Below are 24444 nucleotides of genomic sequence, written 5' to 3'. Positions count from 1 at the left end.
GAGGCAACCATGAGTCACCATCTGCGCAAGTTGCAGCCTGGGGCGACCCGTCTGTACCGCTTTCCGGCCCTGGGCCAGAGTGGCGAAGAGGCCCAGAACCAGCAGGAACAGTTCGAATACGGCTATCAGCAGGGGCTGGAGCAGGGTCATGATGAAGGTTATCAGACCGGCTATCAGCAGGGCCTGACCAGCGGCCTGCAGGAGGGGGAGAGTCGGGGACTGCAACAGGGACAGACCCGGGGCTTTGCCCAGGGGCTGGCGGAGGGGCGTGCCGAGTTCGAGAAGGCGATGGCCCCCTTTGCCAAACTGCAGGAGCAGTGGAGCGCCCTGACCCAGGAGAAGATGCAGCAGCAGAAGGCGTTGATCGCCCAGCTGGTGGAGCAGGTGGCGAGGCGGGTCATCATGGCCGAGTTCACCCTCAACCCGCAACAGGTGTTGCATCAGGTGGAACAGGCGCTGGCGACCCTGCCAGCCGATCCCGAAGAGCTGGTGATCTACCTTAACGAAGGGGATCGCGAACGTCTGCTGGAGCAGGGCGTGACCCGTTGCGAAGGGTGGCCCCTGCAGGTGGATCCGGCCCTGGCGGTGGGCGACGCCCGCATCGAGACCCGGGCTGCCGTGGTGGAAGTCAGTACCAGCACCCGTCTGACGGCCTGCATCGAGCAGGTCAACAGCTCGCTGAGCGTCACCCAGGATGCATGACGCTCTGCAGCGGGCGCTGACCTCGGCGCTCGACAACCTCGATGAGCTGCCCTCCTTTCGTCGCTATGGTCGCCTGGTGCGAGTCACCGGGCTGACCCTTGAAGTAGTGGGCTGCCAGCTGGTGATGGGGCAGCGTTGCCGGGTCAGCACGGCCGGCGGGGCTCCCTTGCTGGCCGAAGTAGTCGGCTTCAACCGCGACGTCTCTTTCCTGATGCCTCTTCAGCCTATTAGCGGTCTCTATTCCGGTGCCCGGGTCGAACCGGTCGAGGGGGAGGAGACGGTACGCATCGGTTCCCATCTGCTGGGGCGGGTGCTCGACGGTCTGCTCCAGCCACTCGACGGTCGTCCCCTGCCCGAGGCGGGGGAGCCGGTTCCCCTGTTTGCCATGCCTCCGAACCCGCTGTTGCGGGTGCCGGTGCGCGAGCCCCTCGATGTGGGGATCCGTGCCATCAATGGCCTGCTGACGGTGGGCAAGGGCCAGCGCCTCGGCCTGTTTGCCGGCTCCGGGGTGGGCAAGAGCATGCTGCTCGGCATGATGACCCGCAACACGGCGGCGCAGATCGTGGTGGTGGGGTTGATTGGGGAGCGGGGCCGGGAGGTGCGCGAGTTCATCGAGCACAGCCTGGGGGCCGAAGGGCTGGCCAGGGCCGTGGTGATCGCCGCTCCGGCCGATCAGTCTCCCCTGATGCGGCTGCGGGCTGCCCAACTCTGTCACCGGATCGCCGAATACTTCCGGGAGCAGGGGCAGGACGTGCTGCTGCTGATGGACTCCCTGACCCGTTACGCCCAGGCCCAGCGCGAGATCGCGCTGGCGGTCGGGGAACCCCCCGCGACCCGCGGCTATCCCCCCTCAGTTTTCGGCATGCTGACCCAGCTGGTGGAGCGGGCCGGCAACGGCACCCACCCGGATGGCAGCCTCAGCGCCTTCTATACGGTGCTGGCGGAAGGGGACGATCAGCAGGATCCCGTGGTGGATGCCGCCCGGGCCATCCTGGATGGTCATATAGTGCTGACCCGCCGTCTGGCGGAGGAGGGGCACTATCCGGCCATCGATATCGGCGCCTCGGTCAGCCGGGTGATGCCCCAGGTGGTGCCGGGCGAGTGGCAGCAACTGGCGGTGACGCTGCGCCAGCTGTGGGGGCGCTATCAGCAGGTGCGCGAACTGCTGCCTCTGGGCGGCTACCAGCCCGGCGCCGATCCGCAGATGGATGAGGCGGTGCAGCGCTATCCGGCCATCGCCGCCTTCCTGCAACAGGGGCTTCATGAGGAAGTGCCCTTCCAGCAGGTGATGGCGGGCCTCAAGCAGGTGTTGGGACAGGGGTAAGTCGTCATGCTCAAGTCGTATCTTGGATTGCAACAGGATGAGCTGGAGAAGCTGGGTCAGGAGCGGCGGCGGCTGCGCGAGATTGCGTTGCAGGAAGAGCAACGGGCGCACAAGCTGCAGGAGGTGATCGCCGCCCTGCGTCCCGGTGCCGAGCCGTTTCATCCCCTGCTGTGGCAGAACCGTCAGCAGATGGATGGCCAGCTGCGCAAGATGCTCTCCCATCAGGTGCAGCAGTCGACTCTGGCCAGGATGGACCTGGATCATCATGAAGGGGTGATGCGACAGCAGGTGGGCCGGGTCAAGGGCCTTGAGCTGCTGCTGGCGCGCCGGGCGGCACAGGGACAGCAACAGCAGGAGAAACGGGATCAGCATCAGCTCGACGAGCTGGCCAGCCTGCGTTATCTCGCCAGGGGAGGCTGAGCACTCACATCAGGAAGGGTTGCTCAGTCGCGAAAATCGTCCGGTTGACCGTAGCCGGGCTCCTGGCCGAGCAGGGTCTGGATCGTCTCTATCTGTCCGGCCAGCAGGCGGCCGTTGAGTTCATTCTGGTGCAGGCAGCGTTTCAGGGAGTGCTCCAGCTGCTGCCACTGCGCGCCGACCTGGCGCTGCAGGTTGTCGGGCAGCTTGGCGATCAGTTTGGCCATCCCCTTTTCATCCGGTTTGAGCCCCAGTGCCAGCAGATGTTGGCAGCGCTGCTGGGCCTGCAACTGCACCTGGGCCATCAGCCGGTTCTGCTGCTGGTTGTGGGTGGCAAGGCTGTCCACGTCATGGGCGGCCAACAGGGCGTGCTGGCGCTGCAACACCTGCTCCAGCTCCTGATAGCGTCCGGTATCCTGCTGGATGCCGACGATCAGCTCACGTACCCGCTCCTTGGCTGTCAGGCTCATCGGCGGTGCATGTCCACAATGGCCTGGCTCAGGGCGTCCATGTCCAGTTCCAGCCGACCTTCGCTGATGGCCTGGCGGATCTGGTTCACCTTGTCCATGTCCACATCCGAGGTGGTACTCAGGAGCGCGCTGGCCTGGGTCACGGATTGCGCGGTGGCGCTGATTTTGGCATCGCTCCGGGGCTGGCTGGCCGGTGCCTGGGTCGCCGGTGCTTCCTGCTTGCGGGCCGCTTGGGGCTGGCTATAGAGCGGATCGGTGCGAGTAATCTTCATAATCTGGCTTCCTGATGGTCTTACCCTGAAATAGGCGACCCAAGTCACGCTGAACTTGAATCGAATCGTGGCGGAAGGTCAAAAACGGGTTTCCACTTCCCCCCGGCCGACGACCCAGGCCTGGATCACCTTGCCCGAGCGGCTGTTTCTGACCTTGATGGCATCCCCGATGGCCCCGTTTTCCAGCGCCTCGCCCCGGGTTGTGGCGGAGAAGGAGCCATCGCTGGCCCGGATCAGTACCCCTTGATTCTTCTCGATGGCCCAGGGTTTCTGCAAATCCAGTTCCCCCAGCAGATGGCCGGCCCTGAGGTGGCGACTGCTCTTGTAACCCTGCAGCGACTGGTTGGCGGGGATGAAGCCCCGCTGCAGACGGCTGACGTCCAGCTCCTGCACCAGCACGTCCGCCGCAGCGATCGGGACGTCGCGCTGGATATCCTGTGCGGCCACCCAGACCGGCAGGGTCAGATTGACCTCCACCCGGCCCCGCAACTGCCAGCTCGGGCTCAGGCAGGTGATGAGATAGGGGCGGCGTCCCCAGGGCTGGCGATACTGACCACCCGCCTGCAACTGCACCTGCTGCTCGCAGGGGGGGAGGTGGGCCACCGCCGACGAGAGCCAGACCTGATAGTCAGCGGTCGGGGTGGGCCAGCCTTGCTGCGTGACGTACTCCTCCAGCGTGGTACGGGCGTCCCGGATCAGGGCATCCTCCAGCTCGTCGGCCAGAGTCTGGGCCGCGTGTGCATGAACGCTGCCGAGCAGCAGGAAGAGAGCGAGCCCGGATTTCCATGCAGGAAGTCTGGCTTCCACCTCTTGGTTGCCGGTTTGCCCCCGGACCGGCGCGAGGCCGCCCTTGGCGTGGATTGTCAGGATTGGCATGACTCTTGATAACACCCGCATCGGTCCGATTGATGGAAAAGGATAAAACATGAGCCTCTCGTTTGACCGCGCCCTTGGCGTGCACCCCTATGCGCTTGAAGTCAGAGCGGATCGCGCCCGTATTCTGGCTGGCAACCTGGCCAACGTGGATACCCCTGGGTATCTGGCGCGGGATGTGGATTATAAGACGATTTTGAACGGGGTCGCACGGCAAGTTGCGCGCGGTGACGAAAGCGCCGCCATCACTCAGGGCAGCATGGCCGACGAGATGCGTCACCCGCTATACCGCATTCCCTATCAGCCATCCATGGATGGCAACACGGCCGAACTGAGCGTTGAGCAGAGCAAGTTTGCCAACAACGCCACCGATTTCCAGACCAGCCTGACCTTTCTCAATATGAAAATCACCGGGATCGCCAAGGCGATCGAGGGACGTTAATCATGTCATTCAACAAGATCTATGACATCGCGGGCAGCTCCATGCGGGCTCAGACGGTACGACTCGACACCGTTGCCTCCAACCTGGCCAACGTCGACAGCGCCGCGAGCAGCGAAGAGAGCGCCTTTCGTGCGATCAAACCTGTCTTCTCCACCCTCTACCAGCGCGTTCAGGACGCTGAAGGACTGGGCGCGGCCCAGGTACAGGTCGCCGGCATAGTGCAGTCCGACCGCATGGTCGAGAAGCGCATGGAGCCCACCAACCCGCTCGCCGATGAAGATGGCTATGTCTACTACTCCAACGTCAACGTGGTGGAAGAGATGGCCGACATGATGAGCGCCTCCCGTGGCTTCGAGACCTCGGTCGAGGTGATCAACCGGGTCAACAGCATGCAGCAGGGGCTGCTGCGTCTTGGTCAGGGGGTCTAACCGATGAGCCTGCCACAAGTCAGCAATCTGGACAGTGCTCGGGGCAGCCAGCGCGCTGGCGCCACCCCGGAGATAGCCTCAAACAATGCGGGACAAACCGAGGGAAATCAGGGTTCCCAAGGCAGCCAGGGCGTTCAGCTGCGCAATGAATTTCTCCAGATGATGGTGGCCCAGATCCAGAACCAGGATCCGACCAATCCCCTCGACGGCGCCCAGTACGTCACCCAGCTGGCCCAGTTCAGCATGGTGGAGGGGGTCGAAGGGTTGAAGATCCTGCAGCAGCAGTCCATCGCCATGATGGACACCCAGCAGGTACTGCAGAGCACCGACCTTATCGACAAGGAAGTGATGGTACCCAGCGGTACGCTGGAGCTCTCCGAAGAGCAGGCGATCCGCGGCCAGATCGAGCTGCCCAGCACTGCCAACCAGATCGAGCTCAAGGTGTTCGACGAGCATGGCCAGCAGGTGGCCAGCCAGAGCTGGGGCGAGAGCAAACCGGGGGCGATCGACTATGAACTGCCCGCGCTGCCGCCCGGAAAGTACAGCTTCGAGGTCAAGGCATCCATGGATGGGGCCGCGGTCACTACCAAGAATTATGTTGCCAGCACAGTGGAACGCGTGTCGCTACCGGGAACGGGCGAGATCATGTTGCAGGTCGCCGGGGTGGGTGAAGTTCCCCTCTTCAGCGCAGTTCAGTTTGGCAAGTCGGCGTAACTAACAGAGGATTGAACCCGTGTCTTTCAATATCGGATTGAGCGGCCTGCGCGCCGTAAACCAGGAGCTGAGCGTCATCAGCAACAACGTGGCCAACGCCAGCACCGCCGGCTTCAAATCCAGCCGTGCCGAATTCGCCGCCATTTATGGCGGTGGCCAGGCGGGCGGGGTGGAGATGAACAACGTCTCCCAGAACTTCGAGCGCAACGGCGACCTGATGCGCACCGGACGCGGGCTGGATCTGGCCATCTCCGGCAGCGGTTTTTTCGTATTGAAAGAGGCCAACGGCCAGAGCTCCTACACCCGCGCCGGCATGTTCCAGCGTGATGCCAGCAACCATCTGGTGGCTGCCAACGGTGCCCGCCTGCAGGGTTACTCCACCAACGCGGCAGGCGAGCTGCAGGCCGGGGTGATCGGGGATATTCAGGTTCAGGCCGGCAGCCTGCCTGCCAAGGCCTCCGATACCCTGGAGTTCGTCGCCAACCTGAAGGCTGATGCCAGCGTCATCGACCCGACTGCCAACCCGTTCGATCCGGCCAAGAGCGAGAGCTACAGCTACTCCCAGACCAGCAAGGTCTACGACTCCCTCGGCAGCGAACACAGCGTGACCCAGTATTTCGTCAAAACAGGCGACAACAGCTGGACCGTGCATTACACCTTCAATGGCACCGATCTGAAGGCGCCGGTCGCGCTGACCTTCAACAAGGATGGTACCCTGGCCACGCCTACCGCCATGCCCAAGCTGGCCCTGACCCCGCCGGGTGCCAACCCCCTTGAACTCACCGTCGACATCAGCAAGGTGAGCCAGTACGCATCCGACTTCAACGCGACCCGCAACCAGTCCAACGGCTACACCGCCGGGGACCTGACCGGCGTGCGGGTGGATGCCGATGGCGGCGTGTATGCCACCTTCACCAACGGGCAGAGCCTGTTGCAGGGGCAGGTGGTGATGGCCAACTTCGCCAACCCCAACGGCCTGCTGCAGACCAACAACACTACCTGGCAGCAGTCTTTCAGCTCCGGCCAGCCGGTGCTGGGGGTTCCCGGCTCGGGCACCCTGGGCAACCTGACCGCCGGTGCCTATGAAGGTTCCAACGTGGATCTGACCGGTGAACTGGTCAGCCTGATGACGTCCCAGCGCAACTATCAGGCCAACGCCAAGACCATCAGCTCCGCTGACAAGATGACCCAGGTCCTGTTCAACTCCTTCTAAGGCTGAACCGTGGAAAAGCTTATCTATACCGCCATGTCGGGGGCGCAACACACCCTGATGGCACAGCAGATCAGGGCCAACAACCTGGCCAACGTCAACACGGCCGGCTTTCGGGCCGACTTCGAGCGCGTCTCGGCCCTGGCCCTGACAGGCGACGGCTACCAGAGTCGCGTGATGGCGCGGGAAGAGCTGGCCGGCACCGACTTCAAGGCCGGTGTCCTGATGCAGACCGGTCGTCCGCTGGACGTGGCGATCCGTGGCGATGGCTTCTTCACCGTACAGTCCGCCGATGGCAAGGAGTCCTACACCCGGGCCGGCAATCTGACCCAGGATGCCGACGGCCTGCTCACCCTCAACGGTCGCCCCGTGCTGGGTGATGGCGGTGAGTTGGTGTTGCCCGCCTACCGCGACATCCACTTCGGCAAGGACGGTACCCTCAGCGTCACCCCGCCGGGGGGCGGTGCCCGCCTCGAAGTCGGCCGGCTCAAGCTGGTCAATCCGGACACCCGTGAACTGGTGAAGGGGCCGGACGGCTTGTTCCGCCAGCGTCAGGGCGAGGATGCCGAGATGAGTGACGAGGTGGTGATGGCCTCCGGATTTCTGGAAGGGGCCAACGTCAATGCCGTGGACGAACTGGTCAGCAGCATGGCGCTGACTCGCAACTTCGAGTTGCAGGTCAAGTTGATGAAGAGCGCCGATGATCAGGCCCGCCAGGGGGCACGCCTCATCTCGGGTCAAGGCTGATAGCCGGATTATTCCGGTCGCCGGGCAAGGGTCTGGCGGCCAGCAAACGAATGGAGAGACAAGATGCACGCAGCACTGTGGGTCGGCAAGACGGGTCTGGCCGCGCAAGATACCAAGATGGCCAGCATTTCCAACAACCTGGCCAACGTCAACACGGTCGGCTTCAAGCGCGATCGCGTGGCGTTTGAAGATCTGTTCTATCAGGTTCAGCGCCAACCGGGTGCCCAGCAGGATCAGCAGAACGAGGCCCCGATCGGTATCCAGATGGGCAATGGTGTGCGGGTGGTTGGCACCCAGAAGGTCTTCACCTCCGGTCAGTTCCAGAACACCAACCAGGAGCTGGACATGGCGGTCGTGGGGGCTGGCTTCTTCGGCGTTGAGCGCCCGGACGGCGAGACTGCCTATACCCGTAACGGCCAGTGGCACCGCAATGCCGACGGCCTGCTGGTCAACGCCGACGGCCTGCCGATGGTGCCGCAGATCGAGATCCCGGACAACGCCACCAAGGTGTCGATCGGTACGGACGGTACCGTCAGCGCCACCCTGCCGGGCCAGCAGGAGAACGTCGAACTGGGTCGCATCACCCTGACCAACTTCGCCAACCCGGCGGGTCTGGAAGCCCTCGGGGGCAACCTGTACCGTGCCACCGGTGCTTCCGGCGAGGCCATCGAAGGGGTGCCGGGCGAGGAGGCAATGGGAGCCATCAAGCAGTTCACCCTGGAGAGCTCCAACGTCAACGTGGTGGAGGAGATGGTCGACATGATCACTACCCAGCGTGCCTACGAGATGAACGCCAAGGTGGTCTCTGCGGCCGATCAGATGCTCAAGTTCGTGACCCAGGCGCTCTGATGATGGCGTTGCTGCGTTATATCTGGCTGGTACTGCTGCTGGGGGGCTGTGCCACCTATGAACTGAAGGCGCCCGAGCCCGGTGACGAGAAGTGGGCTCCTTCCCGATCCAAGATGATCGCCAACGTCCAGGGTGAAGACGGCGGGCTCTACCGTGGCGACTACATGATGACCCTGTTCCAGGATCGCCGCGCTTACCGGGTGGGCGACATCCTGACCGTGATGCTGGAGGAGCGGACCCAGTCCAGCAAGAAGGCCAACACCAGCATGAGCAAGAACAGCAGCATGAATGTGCCTGCCCCTTCCATCGGTGGTACCTTGCGGCCGGATTGGGGGGCCAGCGTCAGTGCCGATCGGGATTTCGACGGCGGCGCCACCTCCAGCCAGCAGAATACCCTGGCGGGGGCCATCACGGTGACGGTGGCGGATGTCTACCCCAACGGGGTGCTCGAAATCCGCGGCGAGAAGTGGATCCGCCTCAACCAGGGGGATGAATATATCCGCCTCGGGGGCATGGTGCGGGTGGAAGACATCGACCAGAGCAACCGCATCTCTTCCCAGCGCATCGCCGACGCCAGGATCACCTATGCCGGGCGCGGCGCCCTGGCCGACAGCAACCAGATGGGCTGGCTGGCGAGGTTCTTCAGCTCGGCCTTCGCGCCATTTTGAGGTTTGACATGAAAAAGTGGTTTATTCCCCTGATTTGTCTCTGCCTGCCCTGGCTGGCCCAGGCGGCTGCACCGGCGCCGGCCAAGCGGCCGTTGCTGGACATCGCCGATGTGCAGGGGATGCGCACCAACCAGCTGGTGGGTTACGGCCTGGTGGTCGGCCTGTCCGGTACCGGTGACAAGGGGCAGGTCAAGTTTACTGGCCAGTCGATGACCAACATGCTCAAGCAGTTCGGGGTTCAGCTGCCGGAAGACATAGATCCCAAGCTCAAGAACGTGGCGGCGGTCTCGGTACAGGCCACCCTGCCAGCGCTGGCGGGCAAGGGGCAGCTGGTGGACGTGACCGTCACGTCCATCGGGGATGCCAAGAGCCTGCGCGGGGGCTCCCTGCTGCTGACGCCGCTGCGGGGCATTGACGGCGAAGTCTATGCGGTCGCCCAGGGCAACCTGGTGGTGGCCGGGGTCAAGGCGGAAGGCCAGTCCGGCTCGTCGGTGACCATCAATGTGCCGACCGCCGGTATCATCCCCAACGGGGCCACCATAGAGCGGGAGGTAAAGAGCAGCTTCACCGAGAAGCCGGAGGTGACCCTCAACCTGCATCAGCCGAACTTCAAGACGGCCCGTAACGTCGAGCGTGCCATCAACCAGCAGCTAGGGCAGGTCGCCCGGGCGGTGAGTGCGGGGCGCATCCAGGTTATGGCCCCCAAGGACGAGAGCCAGCGGGTCTCCTTCATGGCCCTGCTGCAGGATATCCAGGTCGATACGGGCAAAGAACGTCCCCGGGTGGTGTTCAACAGCCGTACCGGTACCGTGGTGATGGGGCAGGGGGTCAAGGTGCGCAAGGCGGCGGTCAGCCATGGCAGCCTGACGGTGACCATAGGCGAGAGCAAGACGGTCAGCCAGCCCAATGCCTTCTCCAACGGCCAGACTACTACGACGCCCAACTCCCGGGTGCAGGTCGATCGGGAACGCAAAAACATGTTTGTCTGGCCGGAAGGCACCTCCCTCGAGGTGATCGTGAAGGCAGTCAACTCCCTTGGCGCCACGCCGGATGACATCATGGCAATTCTGCAGGCGCTGGACGAAGCGGGTGCTCTCGAAGGGGAGTTGGTGGTTATTTAAGGATTCATATGACCAGAATTACGAGCGAGCCTGGCTTCTATCAGGATCTCAACGAACTTCAGCAGATCAAAAGCAATCCGGACCAGCGGGCCGCCCTCGAGGCGGCCGCAGGCCAATTCGAGGTGAGCTTTCTGCAAACCGTGCTCAAGCACATGCGCTCGGCCAGTGATGCCCTGCAGGATGAAGAGGACAAGCTGATCAAGGGGGAGAGCCTCTACCGCGACATGTACGACAGCCAGCTGGCCATGAGCATGGTCAAGCGCGGCGGTCTGGGGCTCAAGGAACATATGGTCAGCCAGTTGGGGGGCGCGCTAAAGAATGTCGAGCCCGTGGTCGCTTCAGACTCCCAGACCCTGGCTGCATTCAGCCAGCCTCTGAATTCGGCAAAAATGAAGAAGGTTGACTGATGTCACTGATCAATATCGGTTTTAGCGGTTTGAGCGCGGCCCAAATAGCCCTCAACGTTTCCGCCCAGAATATTGCCAACGTCGATACCGCCGGCTACAGCCGCCAGGAGGCCACCATGGGCACCCTGGCCGGTTTCGGCCGCATGGACAACGGCATGGGAGTGGCGGTCAACGGTGTTCGCCGGATAACCGATGCCTACATGGTGACCCAGCACTGGCGCGGCATGTCTGCCGTCGGTTCCTCTCTTTCTCATTATCAGTACATCAACACCGCCGAGCAGTTGCTGGGCAGCGAGTCGATGAATATCTCCAAGGGGCTGGACAGCTTCTTCTCGGCCCTGAGTGCCGCGGTGGACAGCCCGGAAACCCCGGCGCAGCGCAGCCAGATTGTCAGTTCGGCGGGTGCCCTGATCAACCGCTTCGGCCAGCTCAACGAGAGTCTGCTGACCCAGGAGAAGCAGATCGACGACCAGCTGGGCAGCTCGGTCAAGCAGGTCAACAGCTACCTGAACCAGGTTGCCGAGCTCAACCAGCAGATCGCCGATCAGCAGAGCAAGGGGGTCAACACCTCGGCCCTCGAAGACAGCCGGGATCAGGTGGTGCGCGAACTCTCCGGTCTGGTGGAAGTGCGGGTCAACCGCCAGGGTGATGGCTCCTATGCCCTCAGCCTGCCGCAAGGCCAGCCGCTGGTGGTGGGGGGCAGCGCCAGCCGCCTCGCTCTGACCGGCGACAAGCTCAAGCTGGATTTTGCCGGACAAACCTTCGAGATCCCCTCCCTGCAAGGGGGAAGCCTGGCGGGCATCCTCGATTATCGTGCCAACACCCTGCGCCCGATGCGGGACGAGATCGGCCAGATCGCCAAGCAGCTGGCGGATGATTTCAACAAGGTGCAGACCGCCGGGGTGGATTTGAACGGCAAGCCGGGCAAGGCGATGTTCGTCTATGACCCGCTGGACCCTGCCGGGACCCTGCGTCTGGCCGATGGCTTCACCGGTTCGGATCTGGCCTTCGCCAAGACCGGCGGGGCGGGGGACAACAGTAACCTGCAGGATATGCTGACCATCAAGGATGCCCAGTATGACGCCTACAGCTCCCTGCTGGGGGACCTGGCGGTCAAGAGCGGTCAGGCCAAGGCCACCATGGAGGCGGACGCCAACATGGAGAAGCAGCTGGCCCGCAACCTCAGCAGCGTCAGCGGCGTCAACCTGGATGAAGAGGGGATGAAGATCATGTCCTACACCCAGCTCTACCAGGCCAATGCCAAGGTGATCAGCACCGCCGACCAGCTGTTCGGCTCCATCCTCAACCTGTTCTAAGGAGCATCGTCATGCGCGTGAGTACCAACCAGATCCAGCTTGGCATGCTCGACAACCTGCAACGGGGACTGGGGGACTATGCCCGCCTCGATCGCCAGATCGCCAGCAACAAGCGGATTCTGCAGCCGTCCGACGATCCGGTCGGTAGCGTGCGCCTGCTGGGGTTGCACAAGGAACAGAGTGCGATGGAGCAGTACCAGAAGAACATCGCCAACGCCAAGAGCCAGCTCTCCCAGGGGGAGATCCAGCTCGACAGCATGACCAATATGCTGATGCGCCTGCGGGATCTGACCCAGATGGCGGCCACCGGCTCCATGTCCGATGAGGACCGCCGGGCCGCCGCCAGCGAAATGGCCATCATCAAGGATGGTCTGCTGGATCTGGCCAACGCGCGCAACGAGAGTGGCTCCAGCCTGTTTGCCGGCAGCCAGGTGAACAACACCACCATAGTGAAAGAGGCCGATGGCAGCTACAGCTACAAGGGTGATGGCCTGGTGCGCGAGGTGACTATCGCCAAGGGGGTCACCATAGGGTTGAACCAGACCGCCGACAAGCTGTTCATCGATGATGGCGACTTCTTCAAACAGCTCGATGAGACGGTGGCGGCGCTGGAGAGCGGCGCCCCGGATGCGGGAGAGAAAGCGGGCGCCATGCTGGATCGCAGTGCCACCCTGCAGGATGACATCAGCGACATGGTGAGTAATATAGGCGCCCGCATGAACTTGCTCGATCAGGTCGATGAAGGTCATGAAGAGAAGGGCATCTACAGCAAGGAACTCAGCAACCAGATTGAGTCCCTTGACTATGCCAGTGCGGTGACCAAGCAGGCTCATGTCCTGATGGCATTGCAAGTACAGCAGCAGGCGTTTGTCAAAGTGAACGGGCTCAGCCTGTTCAACTACATGCCGTAACAAGTGAGAAACCATGATGAAGATCCAGGCCACCCGAGCCGGCGGGATAGCAGAGACCCCCGCGCACCCCAGATTGCAGGGGCGGACGGAGGCTGAGCAACCCCTTCATTCTGGCAAGAAATCTTCTTTTCGGGCCCCCGATGTCACCAAGCTGGATCGCTGGGCCCTGATGAGCGTGGCCCAGCAAAGGATCGCCCATGCCCAGGGGGGCGAACAGGCCCTCAGCCGTATCTGGGGCGAGCTCAAGCGGGTCGAGCAGCAGCTGTCACAGCGCAGTGTGGCCGGCAGCGATATCGCCAGCCGTCTCAAACAGATGGAAGCCCAGCTCATCCAGCCCCAGGGGCCGCTGACCGCAGAACTCAAGCCGCGCCTGCTGGCATCGGCGAGCGAAAGCCGGATTAATTACAGTGCTGATCAGCTGGATCTGCTCTCCCCCCGCAATGGCAGCGAACGACTGGTCTTCTCCTTTCCCCAGAGCGGCAGTGCGGTGGAAGTGCAACTGCCGGCCGGCGCCAGCCAGAAGGAGGCCGTCGGTCGCCTCGATCAGGCGCTGCGCAAGGAGCATATCCAGGCCCGGCTCAACGAACTGGGCAAGCTGGAGCTTTCCATCGCCGACAACCAGCGGCGCAAGCTCGATGAACCCGTGCTGATCAGTGGCGAGGGGATCCGCATCCCGGCGGGCAACCCTGTGCCAATCCAGTTCAAGGCCGCAGCGGGTCAGCTGACCCGGCTGGGAGAGGGGATCAGTCAGGGTGAGCTGCGCCAGGAGCGGCAACGACTGCAACGGATGCTGGCGGAAATCGAACACTCGGTGCGCGATCTCAAGCAGTTTCGCCAGAAGATGGTCAAGCAGCTGGCTCAGGTCAAGGCGCGCACCCAGTCGGCCACCCCGGCGGAGCTGGAGCAGATCCAGTCGCTGCTGGCCAGCCAGCTCAGGGAAGGGGGCTTTGCCGGCACCATGTCGGGCCTGCTGGCCCAGGCCAATGTTTCCCGCCAGAACGTAGTGGCACTCCTGAGCTGAAGAGACGCTCGTCCGAAACCTCATATCAAGTGGCAGCAAAACCATGATTGACTACTTCCCGCAGCACGCCGAGGTGCTGGCCAGGCGCTGGCCGCGCCTGCTGGCCCATCTGCAAGGCTGTGACATCAATGCCGTACCGGCCGAACTCATTGAAGGGTTGAGCTCCACCCTCGTCATCAATGGCATCCAGCTGACCAGCCGTCATGACAGGGTACGCGAGGCCGAAAAAATTGCCGCAGGTGCTCCCGAGGATCTCGGCGAGCTGACCCTGTACGGGACCGGACTCGGAGATCTGCCCAGGGTGTTGCTGCGCCGCAAACGGCTGCGCAGGCTCAACATCAAGGTGATGAACTCCGCCGTCTTTGCGCTGGTGCTGCACCTGACGGATCAGGGGGACTGGCTGGCCGACCCCAGGGTACGGCTGATGCTGCCGGAAGAGAACGAGCTGGTGATGTCCCCCTTCCTGTTCCTGGCCTCCGAGCTGGAGCTGGCCGACGAACAGAGCGCCAAGATCCGGGATCGGGTGTTGATCCAGAGCCGTCGCGAGCTGTTCAACGCCGAATATGCCAGCGACAGGATCGTCAATCGCCTGCACGACAACCTCGAGTTGCTGCGCCAGGATCGGGATGTGGCCAGCCTGTTCAACACCCTGAAGGGACGGGAAGTCTATGTTCTGGCGACCGGCCCCACCCTGGCGGATCATCTGCCCAGGCTCAGGCAAATTAGGGAGCAGGCGAACCGCCCCCTGTTCATCAGCGTGGATACTGCCCTGCGTCCCTTGCTGGAGCACGGGATCCGGCCCGACATAGTGGTCAGCGTGGATATCAACATTCATCAGGGGATCCTGCACCCCGAATGGTCTGACGATATTGCCTTGGTCTACATCCCCATGGTGAGCAAGGCCGTACTCTCCGGCTGGAAGGGGCCGCGTTACGGCGCCTACGAACAGCTGGATAGCTATGCCGAGCTCAACAGGGTCGCTCCACGGGCCACTCTGTTTACCGGTGGCAGCGTGATCCACCCCGCCACCGATCTGGCGGTGAAGATGGGGGCCCGGCAGATCACCCTGTTCGGGGCCGACTTTGCCTATCCGAGAGACAAGAGCCATACCGGCTGGGATGAGGGGCAGCTGGGGGCCCAGTCCCATTACGGTCGTCGTACCGTACCAAACGGTCATGGTGCACCGGTAAAAACCCTGCTGAGCTTCTGTATCTATCTGAACTATATGGAGCTCTACATCAAGATGCAGCCCGGGGTGCGCTTTATGAACAGCAGCCGGGAAGGGGCCCGCATTCTGGGTACCACCTATAACGAGGAGTTCGCCTGATGCTGGATATCGAGAGCTTCAAGTCAGGGGCGGATGCGCTGGCGAGCATGCTGCGGGCCGGTCAGGATGAGGCCGCCTGCTATGAGTGCGGTCGCATGCTGCAACTGCTGATCCCCTTCATGCCCCAGATGTCTGCCGATGTGCAGGGGGAGATGCTGGCCCTCTCCAAGCTGCTGCTGCAGTGTCAGGAGCGCCATGACTGGTTCGGTCTGTGCGACTATCTGGAGTTTGAACTGCCGGTGCTGCTGGACCGGCTGGCCGCCGAGCTGTCATAGGGACGGATTGGCAAAGAAGAGAAAATGTCGGCCCGGTGCCGGCATTTTTATTTGGGAGGCCGTGTGCGGCTGCAGGGTGAAAAAAAACTGGTCCGGATTCTCAATTTTTGGCGGGCCATGGTCGTCCTTACTCTTTGTCAACCAAACAAGCTGCTGCGCAGCCCCACATAGAGGAAATCACCATGGGCTTGTCCATTCATACCAACTTCGCATCCATGACCACCCAGAGCCAGCTGAACAGCACCAACAAGATGCTGGGCACCGCCATGCAGCGTCTGGGTACCGGTCTGCGTATCAACTCCGCCGCCGATGACGCAGCCGGTCTGCAAATCGCCACCCGTCTGCAGGCCCAGTCCAACGGTCAGAAAGTCGGTATGCGCAACGCCCAGGATGCCATCTCCATGATGCAGACCGCCGAAGGCGCCATGGACGAGATGACCAACATCACCCAGCGCATGAAAGATCTGGCTACCCAGGCTGCCAACGGCACCAACAGCACCAAAGACATCGAAGCCATGAACGCCGAGTTCAAAGAGCTGGGCGCAGAGCTGGAAAACATCCGTGACAACACCACCTTCGGTGGCACTGCTCTGCTGAAGAAAGATGGCAAGTTCGAGAAAGAAGCCGTTTCCTTCCAGATCGGTGGCAGCAAGGATGAAGTGCTGAAAATGGACGCTTCCACCAAGGTTCAGAGCGTCAACACCGCCATCAGTACCGCTGCCGCTGCCGACCTGACTGCTGGCACTGCCTCTGCCCAGATCACCGCGATGGAAGGCATGCTGGAGAAGATTGGTGAAGCCCGTTCCACCTTCGGTGCCAACATCAACCGTCTGGACCACACCATCAACAACCTCTCCAACATGAAAGAGAACACCGACATGGCCAACGGTCGCATCATGGATGCCGACTTCGCCCAGGAAACCACCAGCATGACCAAGAACCAGATGCTGATGCAGGCTGGCATGTCCGTGCTGTCCAACTCCAACCAGATGACCGGCATGGTAACTTCCCTGCTGCGTTAATGGTGTGGCGGGCCGCCTGCGGGTGGCCCGTTTTCTTGCCGTGTCTGGGGCAAAGGGGAAACCGGCCTTTTGCCACAGACATGCCATCAAGCTTTCAAGAAGGGTATGAAGAATGCAGATCGATCCCGCCAGCACGGCGATGCAACTGGTCGCCCTTGAGCGGCAGAACATGGACAAGCTGCTGAAAAAGCAGATGGACAGCATCACGGGTCAGCGCAAGGCGCTCACAGCCCTGCACACCAAGCTCTCCAGCTTCCAGACCATGCTCAAGGATCTCAACAAGGCCTCCAACCTGCAGGCCCAGAAGGGAACGGTCTCGCAAGAAGGGTTCATGAAGGTGACCAGCGATGGCACCGCCAGCTCAGGCCAGTACAACCTCTTTGTCGAACAGCTTGCCCAGGCCCATCAGGTCGGCCTCTCCCTGGATAGTGAGAGCGCCCAGCTGCCCGCCACCGGCACCCTCTCGCTGGAGGTGAAGGGCAAGAAGCTGGAGATCGATCTGGCCAGCCTGCCCGCCGGTTCCACCGTCAAGGACCTGGTGTCCGAAATCAATGACGCCAAGGACAATCCCGGGGTCAAGGCCACCCTGGTGCGCTCCGATGGCAAGGTCAACCTTGTATTGACCAGCACCGAAACCGGTACCGAAAACGCTATCGCCATCAACTATTCCGGCGATGCGGGCGACATGCTGGGCACGGCTCTGGCCGGCAAGCGCGACATCACCAAGGCGCAGGATGCCAAGCTGCAGATGGGGGGGGACAACCCGCTGACCATAGTCTCCGCCAGCAACAAGGTGGAGAACGTCATCGACGGCCTGACCCTGGAGCTGACCAAGGCGCAAAAGCCGGGGGAGGCGCCGTTGCAGGTGGTAGTCGCCCAGGACAAGGAGGCGGTCACCGGTTCACTCAAGAAGTTTGTCGACAGCTACAACGAGCTGGTGGACGAGCTGGCCAAGATGACTTCGAGCGACCCCAAATCACCGGGAGCGCTGGCCTCGGACAGCGGCATCCGCAGCCTCAAGAGCATGCTGGGAAACAGCGTGCGGGATCTGCCCAACGGCATGACCCTGGGCTCGCTCGGGATCAAGACCGACCGGTACGGCAAACTCTCCTTCAACGAGACCGACTTCAACAAGGCGCTGGAGAAGGATCCCGAGCTGCTGGGCAAGGCTCTGCTGGGGGATGATGGTCTGCTCAAGCGGATGAGCACGGATCTCGATCCTTACGTCAAGCGTGATGGCGTGCTCAAGTCGCGCAACGCCGGTCTGGATGCCAATGAAAAACGGGTCAATGACCGGATGGCTGCGCTGGATCGCAAGATGGAAGCCGCGTATAAACGCTACCTCAACCAGTTCACCACTATGAACCAGATGCTGCAGAGCATGGGGGCGTTCTGACGTCGCCACTCTGTCGCAGAACCTTAATCGAGCGAGTCCGAGATGTTTGAACCTCAAGATGGTTATGATGCCTACCAGTTTGCTGCCACCCAGGCCAAGGCGGCCAGCGCCGATCCGCACCAGCTGGTGCTGATGCTGATGGATGGCCTGCTGGACGAGATTGCCAGGGCTGAGGGACATATTCTGGCCAAGCAGTTTGAGCGCAAGGGACAGGCGATCAGCAAGTGCCTGCAGATCCTGGGAGGGCTCGACAGCGCCCTGGACATGGAGAAGGGGGGTGAGCTGGCCGCCAATCTGCATCGTCTCTATGACTATTGCGGACAGAAGCTGTTCGAGATCAGCGTGTCCAACAATGTGGCCGGTTTTGCCGAAGTGCGCAGCATTCTGGGCGAGCTGAAGGACGGATGGGAAGTCATGGCCCGTCAACCCCGTTAAGGCGGAAGTGCAGTTTCCCGCCTGTTCCCCGGATCTCGCGCTACGCCGCGATGCGGAGCGCAATATCATTCTGGCGTGCTCTTTGCTTAGCTCTGGGCATGTCAGCAAAAGAATCCCATTTGGTACCCATTTATGTCCCTTGATACAGCACGACCCCTGTCCCCTCAGGAACAGGAGCGGTTGTCATTGCAAGTGCTCGGACTGGCGCGTCTGCTGTTGCAGCAGGCGCAGGCAGGGGAATGGGAAGTCCTGAAAGAGACGGATGCCAGGCTGGCCCGTTTTGCCAGCCAGATGGCGGACAAGCACCCGCAAAGCTGGGCGGCGATGGCCACCACGAGAGCTGAGGTCAGAGCCCTCTATCAGAGTGCCATCACCCTTTGCCAGCACGAGACCGATCGCCTCAAGGGGGCGTGGCAGGCGCTCAATGGTCAGCGCGAGGGGTTGGCAGCCTATGACGAGGTACAACAATGGCAATGATCCCGCTGGCGGGTGGTGAACTCGCACCGACCCGAGAATCATTTGCGAAACACAGACTGAACCAGTCGTCGCAGGAGGGGGATGACTCCTACCTGCAGGCGGATGCCCTGGCGCAGGAAGAGTTGCAGGCGGAGCCGGTGACTGGCTTCGTACAGGCCCCAGTGACCGATGAAGTGCAAGGGGAACAGCTGGAGGGGGCGAGCGAACAGTTGCAGGCATTCAGCCGCATGTTGCCCTCCTTCGTATTGCTGGAAGAGCGTGTCCAGCAGTCGGCAAGCGGAGCCGCGTCTCCGATCCCGTCCCAGGGAGCCGTGCCGTCGGCACAGATGGCGGAAGAGGTTGCCCTGACCCTGCCACCGCTCTCGTTTCGTGGCCTGCAGCAGCGCACCCTGCTGGCTGAACAGGGGAGCGTTGCGTTCAGCAATGCTGCTCCCCAGCTCAAGGAGAGTGCCTTGCCCGGTCAGGATGCCTCTGCAGCCCCCGTGGCCGAGCAGGCGCGCGCCGCAGGGGATGGCAAGGGGGCTGTACGGGAAGGTGTGCAGGCCAGGCTGATCAGCACCCTGCAACCCATGCTCAATGCCCAGCCCCAGCCCCAGACCGGCGAGCGGGAGCCGGTGGCGCTTGATCCGAAACTCATGGTGCTGCCGGCCAGCCAGCTGGCGCCGAGCAAGCCTGCCGAATACCAGTGGGCCCCGGTCAAGCTGCCGGACAATCAGGCCCAGTGGGGGCAGCAACTGATGAGCCTGCTTCATGACAAGGTCGAGCTGCAGGTGAACCAGCAGGTCAAGCAGGCGCATATCCGGCTCGATCCTCCCGAGCTGGGTCGGCTGGAGTTGACCGTGCGGGTCGAGGGCGATCGCCTCAACGTGCAGCTCAATGCGACCAACCCCGCCGTGCGCGATGCCCTGATCCAGTCGATGGAGCGGCTGCGCATGAGCCTGGCTCCCCACCACTCTGGCGGCGTCGACGTCAATGTCGGCCAAGGGGGGGAGCAGAACCCCAAACAGCGCTGGCAGGGAGACGAGATCCTGGCCGGACGCCAGCAGTGGCGCGATGAGCTGGAGCAGAGCGGCAAGAGCCGTCCCGATTGGTTGAATACCCTGGTGTAACCGTTGCCTTCAGGTAAAGAGAGAGTGGATTGATATGATTCGGCGAGTGATGAAGTGGTTGATGATAGTCGTGCTGGCGATCGTCTTGCTGGCCGCCCTGGCTTATGGTGCTTATCTCAAGCGCGATCTGATCGCCGTCTGGCTGGGGCTGGAAGAGCCCAAACCCGAGTTGAGCGAAAAGCCGCTGTTCAAGCCGCTGGATCGGTTCGTAATAAGCCTGGAGGGGGATTCCCAGTCCCACTACCTGGTGCTGGAGCTGGCGCTGGTGACCCATAATCCCGCCCAGCTGGAGGAGCTGCGTATGCTCAACCCGCTTATCCGCAACGCCATGGTGCAGTACTTCAGTCATCGCTCCAATGACGATGTCCAGAAGGAGCTCAAGGATATCACTGCCTTGCAGACCTCCCTGCTGGGCAAACTGGTCACAACCCTGCAGAGCTATGGCTACAAGCCCTATCTCGACGAGGTGCTGATCACCAAGGTACTGGTGCAGTAACCCCTCATGATCGACTCCGCCTGGGATATGCAGCACGAGTTCGGCACCAGTGCGCCGGCCACGAGCGAACAGACCATCCTCACCCGTTATCTGCCGCTGGTTAAGCGTGCCGCCAGCCACCTGCGCAGTCAGGTGACGGCCGCCTTCGACCAGGAAGACATGGAGCAGGTCGGCATGATGGGGCTGCTGGAGGCCTGGCGTCGCTACGGCAGTGAGCCGGATGCCCAGTTTGAGAGCTATGCGTTCAAGCGGATCCGTGGCGCCATGCTGGACGAATTGCGCAGACTTGACTGGCGCCCTCGCCAGCTGCGCCAGCAGGTTCATGGCCACAACCAGATGCAGCGGGAGCTGCACAACCGCTTGGGGCGCGTGCCGACGGAACAGGAGTTGGCACAGGCCCTCGACTGCTCCGTCGACGAGGTGCGCCAGCTGGCCTATGCCAGTCAGGCGGAGGCTCTGCAGAGCCTCGAGGACTGGCTCGAAAACGGTGGCCGGGCTCCGGCCGCCGAGTCGGATGACACGGATCTCGCCATGACCATCAGCAAGGTGCTCAAGTCGCTGGACAAGCGCGAGCAGCTGCTGCTCTCCCTCTACTACCAGCACGAACTGAACATGAAAGAGATTGCGCTGGTGCTCGGGCTCACGGAATCCAGAGTTTGTCAGCTGCACAAGCAATGCGTGCTTCAGCTAAAGCAGAGACTGGTCGACTCCATATAAGTAGTCTCTTTCCCCTGGCGGGTGGGGTTCGTTCAATTGTGCGGGAGCATTCATGCAAAAACAGATCGGCATCGGTGTCACTTTAATATGTGTGCTGGGAGGCTTCATGATGGCCGGGGGCAACCCGATCGCGCTGTGGCAGCCTTCGGAACTCATCATCATTATTGGCGCGGCGGCTGGCTCCATGTTTCTGGGCAACTCCAAGGAGGTGATGCATGAGATGTGGCGGCAGATCAAACAGTGCTTCAAGCCGAACAAGGAAGAGAAAGAGGTCTACCGCGAGCTGCTGACCCTGATGCACCAGTTGCTGGAAGAGACCCGCAGCAAGGGGATGAAGGCCCTCGATGAACACATTGAGAATCCCCAGCAGAGCTCGGTGTTTTTGATGTATCCCCAGGTTTCTGAAGATCCCCAGCTGCTCGGCTTCATCGTCGAGAACCTGCGCCTGCTGGGGATGGGCAAGATCACTCCTCACGAGCTCGATACCCTGCTGGAGCAGGAGATCATGGCCATCGAGGAAGATATGCTCAAGCCGGCCCATGCCCTGCACAAGACCGGCGAGGCATGCCCGGGCTTTGGCATTCTGGCGGCGGTCATGGGGATCATCATCACCATGCAGCAGCTGGACGGTCCGCTCAGCAACATAGGTGTGCATGTGGCTGCCGCGCTGGTCGGCACCTTCCTCGGCATCTTCTTCTGTTACTGCCTGCTCGAACCCCTCAGCAACGCCATGGAGGAGATGGTCAAGCGTCGCATCGGCCTGCTGATGTGCATCAAGTCCATTCTGCTGGCCCAGTTGCGTGGCAAGACTCCCCTGCTGGCGGTGGATTCCGGCCGCAAGATCCTGGAGCCTGAGGTCAAGCCCAGCTTCCTCGAGCTGGAAGACTGGGTGACCAACAGGGCGATGTAATGCGCAATCACGAACAGATCATCGTCAAGCGCCAGCAGCGTCGCAACACCGGTCCCAAGAGCGGGGGCGCCTGGAAGGTTGCCTTCGCCGATTTCACCCTGGCCATGATGGCTTTCTTCATGGTGCTCTGGATCCTGGCCGTCTCCAACCAGGAGGAGCGGGAAGTGGTGGCCAGTCGTCTGCGCGACTACAGCATCATGGACAGCGAGGCGAACCCCTTCGATATCAGAAACAGCCCCTACCCGGTCGATCTCGGGGGCAACCCCTCCGTGCTTGACGAAGTCATGCCCAAATACCAGACCGAAGGCCAGCCGATGCCAAGACATATCTCGGGCAACAGGAGCATCTTCTCGGATGAAGGCAAGAACGGCTACGAGAGCCTGCTGGTCGGCAAGATCGAAGGGGAAGCACAGATGAAACAGCTGGCAGGTTTCATCGGCTCGCTGGCGGATGAGGTGCAGGCCAAGAACAACCTTGAACTGCAGCTGGTGCCACAGGGATTGCGGATCCTGATCCGGGACGACGAGCAGCGGGAGATGTACAGCCGCGGCAGCGCACGTATCACCCCCTTCTTCCGTCACATGCTGCTGGCGCTGGCGCCCGTGTTCCAGCGCATCGAGAACAAGATCATGATTTCGGGCCACACCGACAGCACCCCCTTTGCGGGCGACAACTACAGCAACTGGGAGTTGTCGTCGGATCGCGCCATGATGGCGAGACGGGTACTGCAGGCGGGCGGCATGCCACCCGATCGGGTTGGCCAGGTAAGCGCAATGTCGGATACCATGCTGGAAGATCGGGCGAATCCCCACAGCAGCCAGAATCGCCGTATCGAATTGCTGATCATGACGACCCAGGCGGAAAACAGCCTGAAACAACTGTTCAGTTCCCAAACCCAGGCTGCTGCCCAGCAGGCCAAGGATGCCCTTAACCATGGAAATTCAAGAAACTGATCTGTTGTTTCAAAACAGCAGTGATGATCCCAGACGCAAGCTGCCGCGCTGGTATCTGCACGACGGCACCACGCCGCTGGAGTCACAGAGCTGCGGTATCGCGGCCCGTCTGCTGGTATCGGGCCTGTTGTTTGACCGCAGCATAGGTCGGGCGGTGATCAAGGATCTGGGGCCGGGAGGCGTCGGTTTTCTTGCGCCGGCCCGCTTCGAGTTGCCCGAACAGGTGACCCTGAAGCTGGCTCCCGCCATGACCCTGACCTGCCATATCACTCATCGCCGGGGTATCGGCCGCTACCTGCGTTTCTATGGTGCTCGCTGGAGCGAGCCCGAACAGGTGGATCTGGCTCCCTTGCTCAGCCACTGGCGCCATTGCTTCAGGGCGCTCAGAACAGAGGCCGCGTCTGACCCATCCCCAACGGATCCGGAGAAGGGAGCAGCCTGATCTCGCTGCGGGTCATGTCCAATCCCCGGGCAGCCCGCAGCAACAAGGGATCGTGCAGACTCTCGAGGGAGACCGCCTTTCTCTCCTGCGGCCGGACTGGTTGTCCGGCGACCATGATTTTCTCTTCCTTGCGATATACCACAGGACAGTTGCCGATGCCGCTGGCCTCTGGCAGTTGCCAGGCCGGGTTCCAGCGCAGTGCCTGGTTCATCGAGATGCCTTTTGCCGAAGCCCACGCCATGAGAGAGCAATTGGCGACTCTCTGGAATACCTGCACATCGGATCCTGCTTGCCAGGGCGGCAGTTGCAACTGGAAACGTTCGGCCCGGTCGAGCAGATTGGCGAGCGCGACGAACCGCGCCACATATAGCCGGGTTTCGGTCGGCAGCTCCAGTTCCCAGACGTTGCGGCTCTCCGCCCTCATGACCGCTTTCAAGACACGCCCCTCGCCGGCGTTATAGGCTGCCAGCGCCAGCAGCCAGTTTTCACCGAAGAAACGATAGAGCCAGCCCAGATAAGTGAGGGCTGCCTCGGTAGCCAGCGGGAGCGAGTAGCGACCATCGAACTCGCGGGTGATGGGCACGGAAAAACGGATCGCCGTGTCCGGCATCAACTGCCATGGGCCCGCTGCGCCGGCGGCGGAGACGACGTCGAGGCGATAGCTGCTCTCAATCAGGGGAACAAACGCCAGCAAGGGGGGAAGATGGTGGTTTTTGACCTGCTCGGATATCCAGCGGATCACGGGTTGGTTGTCCGCCAGTCGGCGCTGCAAATAGGATTTCTGCTTCAGCAGATATTCGTGCTGCTGGGCAACCAGAGTCGCCCCTTCCCCCTGGATCGGGGCAGGAAAGTCGCTTTGCCAGTGATATTTATCGTAAGCGAGACAAACTGAAGAGAATAAAAATAGTCCCAGGGCCAGATACAATCTTGGGAATGTCATTTTCTGTTGCCGGGGAAATGCAGGCATAATGGAAAAAACATGATATATCTCAA

31 protein-coding genes are annotated in these 24444 nt (G+C 61.9%); 27 read left to right on the top strand and 4 right to left on the bottom strand.

All coding sequences use genetic code 11. From position 1 onward, the window contains the following. The first annotated feature begins 9 nt into the window (after positions 1-9). The 3 genes from lfiH to lfiJ are packed head-to-tail and all read left to right on the top strand — an operon-like array spanning position 10 to position 2446. Entirely contained in the window at positions 10-702 is a 693-nt protein-coding gene (gene lfiH / locus MRK42_RS19510; protein WP_026458388.1) for a lateral flagellar assembly protein FliH, read from the top strand. Continuing rightward, entirely contained in the window at positions 695-2026 is a 1332-nt protein-coding gene (gene lfiI / locus MRK42_RS19505; RefSeq protein WP_042025061.1) for a lateral flagellar FliI-like assembly ATPase LfiI, read from the top strand. The genes lfiH and lfiI overlap by 8 nt, the downstream gene beginning before the upstream one ends. 6 nt (positions 2027-2032) lie before the next feature. After that, entirely contained in the window at positions 2033-2446 is a 414-nt protein-coding gene (lfiJ, locus tag MRK42_RS19500; protein WP_026458465.1) for a lateral flagellar protein LfiJ, read from the top strand. 23 nt (positions 2447-2469) lie between these two features. Here the strand turns inward: lfiJ and lfgN are convergent, their stop codons facing one another. The 3 genes from lfgN to flgA form a co-directional block, all read right to left on the bottom strand. After that, positions 2470-2913 (bottom strand): lateral flagellar protein LfgN, encoded by a 444-nt coding sequence (lfgN, locus tag MRK42_RS19495; protein WP_026458466.1) that lies wholly within the window; start codon positions 2911-2913, stop codon positions 2470-2472. Continuing rightward, complete coding sequence (flgM, locus tag MRK42_RS19490; RefSeq protein WP_026458467.1) at positions 2910-3185, bottom strand: flagellar biosynthesis anti-sigma factor FlgM; 276 nt, start codon at positions 3183-3185, stop codon at positions 2910-2912. Before flgM ends, lfgN begins: the two co-directional genes overlap by 4 nt. A gap of 78 nt (positions 3186-3263) precedes the next feature. Further along, a complete protein-coding gene (gene flgA, locus MRK42_RS19485) occupies positions 3264-4061 on the bottom strand; it encodes a flagellar basal body P-ring formation chaperone FlgA (RefSeq protein WP_354688559.1) in 798 nt (265 codons plus the stop codon). 49 nt (positions 4062-4110) lie between these two features. Between flgA and lfgB the strand changes: the two genes are divergently transcribed. The 24 genes from lfgB to MRK42_RS19365 all read left to right on the top strand — a co-directional run bounded on the left by lfgB (position 4111) and on the right by MRK42_RS19365 (position 23451). Beyond that, positions 4111-4500, top strand: a complete 390-nt coding sequence (gene lfgB, locus MRK42_RS19480) for a lateral flagellar basal body rod protein LfgB (protein WP_026457765.1) — start codon at positions 4111-4113, stop codon at positions 4498-4500. A 2-nt stretch (positions 4501-4502) separates the two neighbouring features. Beyond that, positions 4503-4928 (top strand): lateral flagellar basal body rod protein FlgCL, encoded by a 426-nt coding sequence (gene flgCL, locus MRK42_RS19475; protein ID WP_026457766.1) that lies wholly within the window; start codon positions 4503-4505, stop codon positions 4926-4928. Positions 4929-4931: 3 nt separating this feature from the next. Continuing rightward, positions 4932-5642 carry a flagellar hook capping FlgD N-terminal domain-containing protein gene (locus MRK42_RS19470; protein ID WP_042070859.1) on the top strand — a complete coding sequence of 237 codons (711 nt, stop codon included), beginning with the start codon at positions 4932-4934 and terminating at the stop codon, positions 5640-5642. A gap of 19 nt (positions 5643-5661) precedes the next feature. Further along, a complete protein-coding gene (gene flgEL, locus MRK42_RS19465; RefSeq protein ID WP_026457768.1) occupies positions 5662-6855 on the top strand; it encodes a lateral flagellar hook protein FlgEL in 1194 nt (397 codons plus the stop codon). 9 nt (positions 6856-6864) lie between these two features. Continuing rightward, positions 6865-7599 (top strand): lateral flagellar basal-body rod protein LfgF, encoded by a 735-nt coding sequence (gene lfgF, locus MRK42_RS19460; RefSeq protein WP_042025064.1) that lies wholly within the window; start codon positions 6865-6867, stop codon positions 7597-7599. Between the two features lie 63 nt (positions 7600-7662). Further along, complete coding sequence (lfgG, locus tag MRK42_RS19455) at positions 7663-8448, top strand: lateral flagellar basal-body rod protein LfgG (protein WP_026456968.1); 786 nt, start codon at positions 7663-7665, stop codon at positions 8446-8448. Continuing rightward, positions 8445-9116, top strand: a complete 672-nt coding sequence (gene flgH / locus MRK42_RS19450) for a flagellar basal body L-ring protein FlgH (protein ID WP_082037444.1) — start codon at positions 8445-8447, stop codon at positions 9114-9116. Before lfgG ends, flgH begins: the two co-directional genes overlap by 4 nt. A gap of 8 nt (positions 9117-9124) precedes the next feature. Continuing rightward, the gene (gene fgIL, locus MRK42_RS19445; protein WP_026456966.1) at positions 9125-10237 is read left to right on the top strand and encodes a lateral flagellar basal body P-ring FlgIL; all 1113 of its coding nucleotides are present in this window, start codon (positions 9125-9127) and stop codon (positions 10235-10237) included. A gap of 8 nt (positions 10238-10245) precedes the next feature. Beyond that, entirely contained in the window at positions 10246-10644 is a 399-nt protein-coding gene (locus MRK42_RS19440; protein ID WP_026456965.1) for a rod-binding protein, read from the top strand. After that, positions 10644-11960: a flagellar hook-associated protein FlgK gene (gene flgK, locus MRK42_RS19435; protein ID WP_026456964.1), complete on the top strand. Its 1317-nt coding sequence runs from the start codon at positions 10644-10646 to the stop codon at positions 11958-11960. The genes MRK42_RS19440 and flgK overlap by 1 nt, the downstream gene beginning before the upstream one ends. Positions 11961-11971: 11 nt before the next feature. After that, entirely contained in the window at positions 11972-12871 is a 900-nt protein-coding gene (gene lfgL, locus MRK42_RS19430; RefSeq protein WP_026456963.1) for a lateral flagellar hook-associated protein LfgL, read from the top strand. A 13-nt stretch (positions 12872-12884) separates the two neighbouring features. Then, a complete protein-coding gene (locus tag MRK42_RS19425) occupies positions 12885-13892 on the top strand; it encodes a hypothetical protein (protein ID WP_224212338.1) in 1008 nt (335 codons plus the stop codon). 43 nt (positions 13893-13935) lie between these two features. Then, positions 13936-15219 carry a 6-hydroxymethylpterin diphosphokinase MptE-like protein gene (locus MRK42_RS19420; protein ID WP_354688558.1) on the top strand — a complete coding sequence of 428 codons (1284 nt, stop codon included), beginning with the start codon at positions 13936-13938 and terminating at the stop codon, positions 15217-15219. Next, positions 15219-15494 carry a hypothetical protein gene (locus MRK42_RS19415; RefSeq protein ID WP_268855560.1) on the top strand — a complete coding sequence of 92 codons (276 nt, stop codon included), beginning with the start codon at positions 15219-15221 and terminating at the stop codon, positions 15492-15494. The genes MRK42_RS19420 and MRK42_RS19415 overlap by 1 nt, the downstream gene beginning before the upstream one ends. A gap of 182 nt (positions 15495-15676) precedes the next feature. Continuing rightward, positions 15677-16516, top strand: a complete 840-nt coding sequence (lafA, locus tag MRK42_RS19410; protein WP_026456509.1) for a lateral flagellin LafA — start codon at positions 15677-15679, stop codon at positions 16514-16516. 112 nt (positions 16517-16628) lie between these two features. Beyond that, positions 16629-17912 (top strand): lateral flagellar capping protein LafB, encoded by a 1284-nt coding sequence (gene lafB, locus MRK42_RS19405; protein ID WP_026456510.1) that lies wholly within the window; start codon positions 16629-16631, stop codon positions 17910-17912. A 42-nt stretch (positions 17913-17954) separates the two neighbouring features. Then, positions 17955-18347 carry a lateral flagellar export chaperone LafC gene (gene lafC / locus MRK42_RS19400; protein ID WP_042025072.1) on the top strand — a complete coding sequence of 131 codons (393 nt, stop codon included), beginning with the start codon at positions 17955-17957 and terminating at the stop codon, positions 18345-18347. 180 nt (positions 18348-18527) lie between these two features. Further along, positions 18528-18824: a LafX gene (locus tag MRK42_RS19395; RefSeq protein WP_124238846.1), complete on the top strand. Its 297-nt coding sequence runs from the start codon at positions 18528-18530 to the stop codon at positions 18822-18824. Further along, positions 18815-19933 carry a flagellar hook-length control protein FliK gene (locus MRK42_RS19390; protein ID WP_354688557.1) on the top strand — a complete coding sequence of 373 codons (1119 nt, stop codon included), beginning with the start codon at positions 18815-18817 and terminating at the stop codon, positions 19931-19933. Before MRK42_RS19395 ends, MRK42_RS19390 begins: the two co-directional genes overlap by 10 nt. Positions 19934-19982: 49 nt before the next feature. After that, complete coding sequence (gene lafF / locus MRK42_RS19385) at positions 19983-20429, top strand: lateral flagellar basal body-associated protein LafF (RefSeq protein WP_269469380.1); 447 nt, start codon at positions 19983-19985, stop codon at positions 20427-20429. A gap of 6 nt (positions 20430-20435) precedes the next feature. Further along, the gene (gene lafS / locus MRK42_RS19380; protein ID WP_026456513.1) at positions 20436-21146 is read left to right on the top strand and encodes a lateral flagellar system RNA polymerase sigma factor LafS; all 711 of its coding nucleotides are present in this window, start codon (positions 20436-20438) and stop codon (positions 21144-21146) included. A gap of 52 nt (positions 21147-21198) precedes the next feature. Further along, positions 21199-22056, top strand: coding sequence for a lateral flagellar motor stator protein LafT (gene lafT / locus MRK42_RS19375; protein ID WP_026456514.1), 858 nt, complete (start codon positions 21199-21201; stop codon positions 22054-22056). Next, positions 22056-23009 carry a lateral flagellar motor protein LafU gene (gene lafU / locus MRK42_RS19370; protein ID WP_026456515.1) on the top strand — a complete coding sequence of 318 codons (954 nt, stop codon included), beginning with the start codon at positions 22056-22058 and terminating at the stop codon, positions 23007-23009. Before lafT ends, lafU begins: the two co-directional genes overlap by 1 nt. Then, a complete protein-coding gene (locus tag MRK42_RS19365; RefSeq protein ID WP_026456516.1) occupies positions 22990-23451 on the top strand; it encodes a PilZ domain-containing protein in 462 nt (153 codons plus the stop codon). The genes lafU and MRK42_RS19365 overlap by 20 nt, the downstream gene beginning before the upstream one ends. Here MRK42_RS19365 and MRK42_RS19360 read toward each other — a convergent pair. Next, positions 23393-24391, bottom strand: a complete 999-nt coding sequence (locus tag MRK42_RS19360) for a lytic transglycosylase domain-containing protein (RefSeq protein WP_354688556.1) — start codon at positions 24389-24391, stop codon at positions 23393-23395. The two genes, MRK42_RS19365 and MRK42_RS19360, sit on opposite strands and share 59 nt — an antisense overlap. Positions 24392-24444 lie beyond the last annotated feature (53 nt).

This window comes from Aeromonas sp. 19NY04SH05-1 (assembly GCF_040581895.1).
GTDB lineage: Bacteria > Pseudomonadota > Gammaproteobacteria > Enterobacterales > Aeromonadaceae > Aeromonas > Aeromonas enteropelogenes.
Note: the sequence above shows the minus strand (reverse complement) of the source record. Positions and strands in the feature narration are given on the sequence as shown.

Coding starts and splice junctions, on each gene's coding strand:
- lfiH (WP_026458388.1), top strand. CDS start 10: ATGAGTCACCATCTGCGCAAGTTGCAGCCTGGGGCGACCCGTCTGTAC.
- lfiI (WP_042025061.1), top strand. CDS start 695: ATGCATGACGCTCTGCAGCGGGCGCTGACCTCGGCGCTCGACAACCTC.
- lfiJ (WP_026458465.1), top strand. CDS start 2,033: ATGCTCAAGTCGTATCTTGGATTGCAACAGGATGAGCTGGAGAAGCTG.
- lfgN (WP_026458466.1), bottom strand. CDS start 2,913: ATGAGCCTGACAGCCAAGGAGCGGGTACGTGAGCTGATCGTCGGCATC.
- flgM (WP_026458467.1), bottom strand. CDS start 3,185: ATGAAGATTACTCGCACCGATCCGCTCTATAGCCAGCCCCAAGCGGCC.
- flgA (WP_354688559.1), bottom strand. CDS start 4,061: ATGCCAATCCTGACAATCCACGCCAAGGGCGGCCTCGCGCCGGTCCGG.
- lfgB (WP_026457765.1), top strand. CDS start 4,111: ATGAGCCTCTCGTTTGACCGCGCCCTTGGCGTGCACCCCTATGCGCTT.
- flgCL (WP_026457766.1), top strand. CDS start 4,503: ATGTCATTCAACAAGATCTATGACATCGCGGGCAGCTCCATGCGGGCT.
- MRK42_RS19470 (WP_042070859.1), top strand. CDS start 4,932: ATGAGCCTGCCACAAGTCAGCAATCTGGACAGTGCTCGGGGCAGCCAG.
- lfgG (WP_026456968.1), top strand. CDS start 7,663: ATGCACGCAGCACTGTGGGTCGGCAAGACGGGTCTGGCCGCGCAAGAT.
- fgIL (WP_026456966.1), top strand. CDS start 9,125: ATGAAAAAGTGGTTTATTCCCCTGATTTGTCTCTGCCTGCCCTGGCTG.
- MRK42_RS19440 (WP_026456965.1), top strand. CDS start 10,246: ATGACCAGAATTACGAGCGAGCCTGGCTTCTATCAGGATCTCAACGAA.
- flgK (WP_026456964.1), top strand. CDS start 10,644: ATGTCACTGATCAATATCGGTTTTAGCGGTTTGAGCGCGGCCCAAATA.
- lfgL (WP_026456963.1), top strand. CDS start 11,972: ATGCGCGTGAGTACCAACCAGATCCAGCTTGGCATGCTCGACAACCTG.
- MRK42_RS19425 (WP_224212338.1), top strand. CDS start 12,885: ATGATGAAGATCCAGGCCACCCGAGCCGGCGGGATAGCAGAGACCCCC.
- MRK42_RS19420 (WP_354688558.1), top strand. CDS start 13,936: ATGATTGACTACTTCCCGCAGCACGCCGAGGTGCTGGCCAGGCGCTGG.
- MRK42_RS19415 (WP_268855560.1), top strand. CDS start 15,219: ATGCTGGATATCGAGAGCTTCAAGTCAGGGGCGGATGCGCTGGCGAGC.
- lafA (WP_026456509.1), top strand. CDS start 15,677: ATGGGCTTGTCCATTCATACCAACTTCGCATCCATGACCACCCAGAGC.
- lafB (WP_026456510.1), top strand. CDS start 16,629: ATGCAGATCGATCCCGCCAGCACGGCGATGCAACTGGTCGCCCTTGAG.
- lafC (WP_042025072.1), top strand. CDS start 17,955: ATGTTTGAACCTCAAGATGGTTATGATGCCTACCAGTTTGCTGCCACC.
- MRK42_RS19390 (WP_354688557.1), top strand. CDS start 18,815: ATGGCAATGATCCCGCTGGCGGGTGGTGAACTCGCACCGACCCGAGAA.
- lafF (WP_269469380.1), top strand. CDS start 19,983: ATGAAGTGGTTGATGATAGTCGTGCTGGCGATCGTCTTGCTGGCCGCC.
- lafS (WP_026456513.1), top strand. CDS start 20,436: ATGATCGACTCCGCCTGGGATATGCAGCACGAGTTCGGCACCAGTGCG.
- lafT (WP_026456514.1), top strand. CDS start 21,199: ATGCAAAAACAGATCGGCATCGGTGTCACTTTAATATGTGTGCTGGGA.
- lafU (WP_026456515.1), top strand. CDS start 22,056: ATGCGCAATCACGAACAGATCATCGTCAAGCGCCAGCAGCGTCGCAAC.
- MRK42_RS19365 (WP_026456516.1), top strand. CDS start 22,990: ATGGAAATTCAAGAAACTGATCTGTTGTTTCAAAACAGCAGTGATGAT.
- MRK42_RS19360 (WP_354688556.1), bottom strand. CDS start 24,391: ATGACATTCCCAAGATTGTATCTGGCCCTGGGACTATTTTTATTCTCT.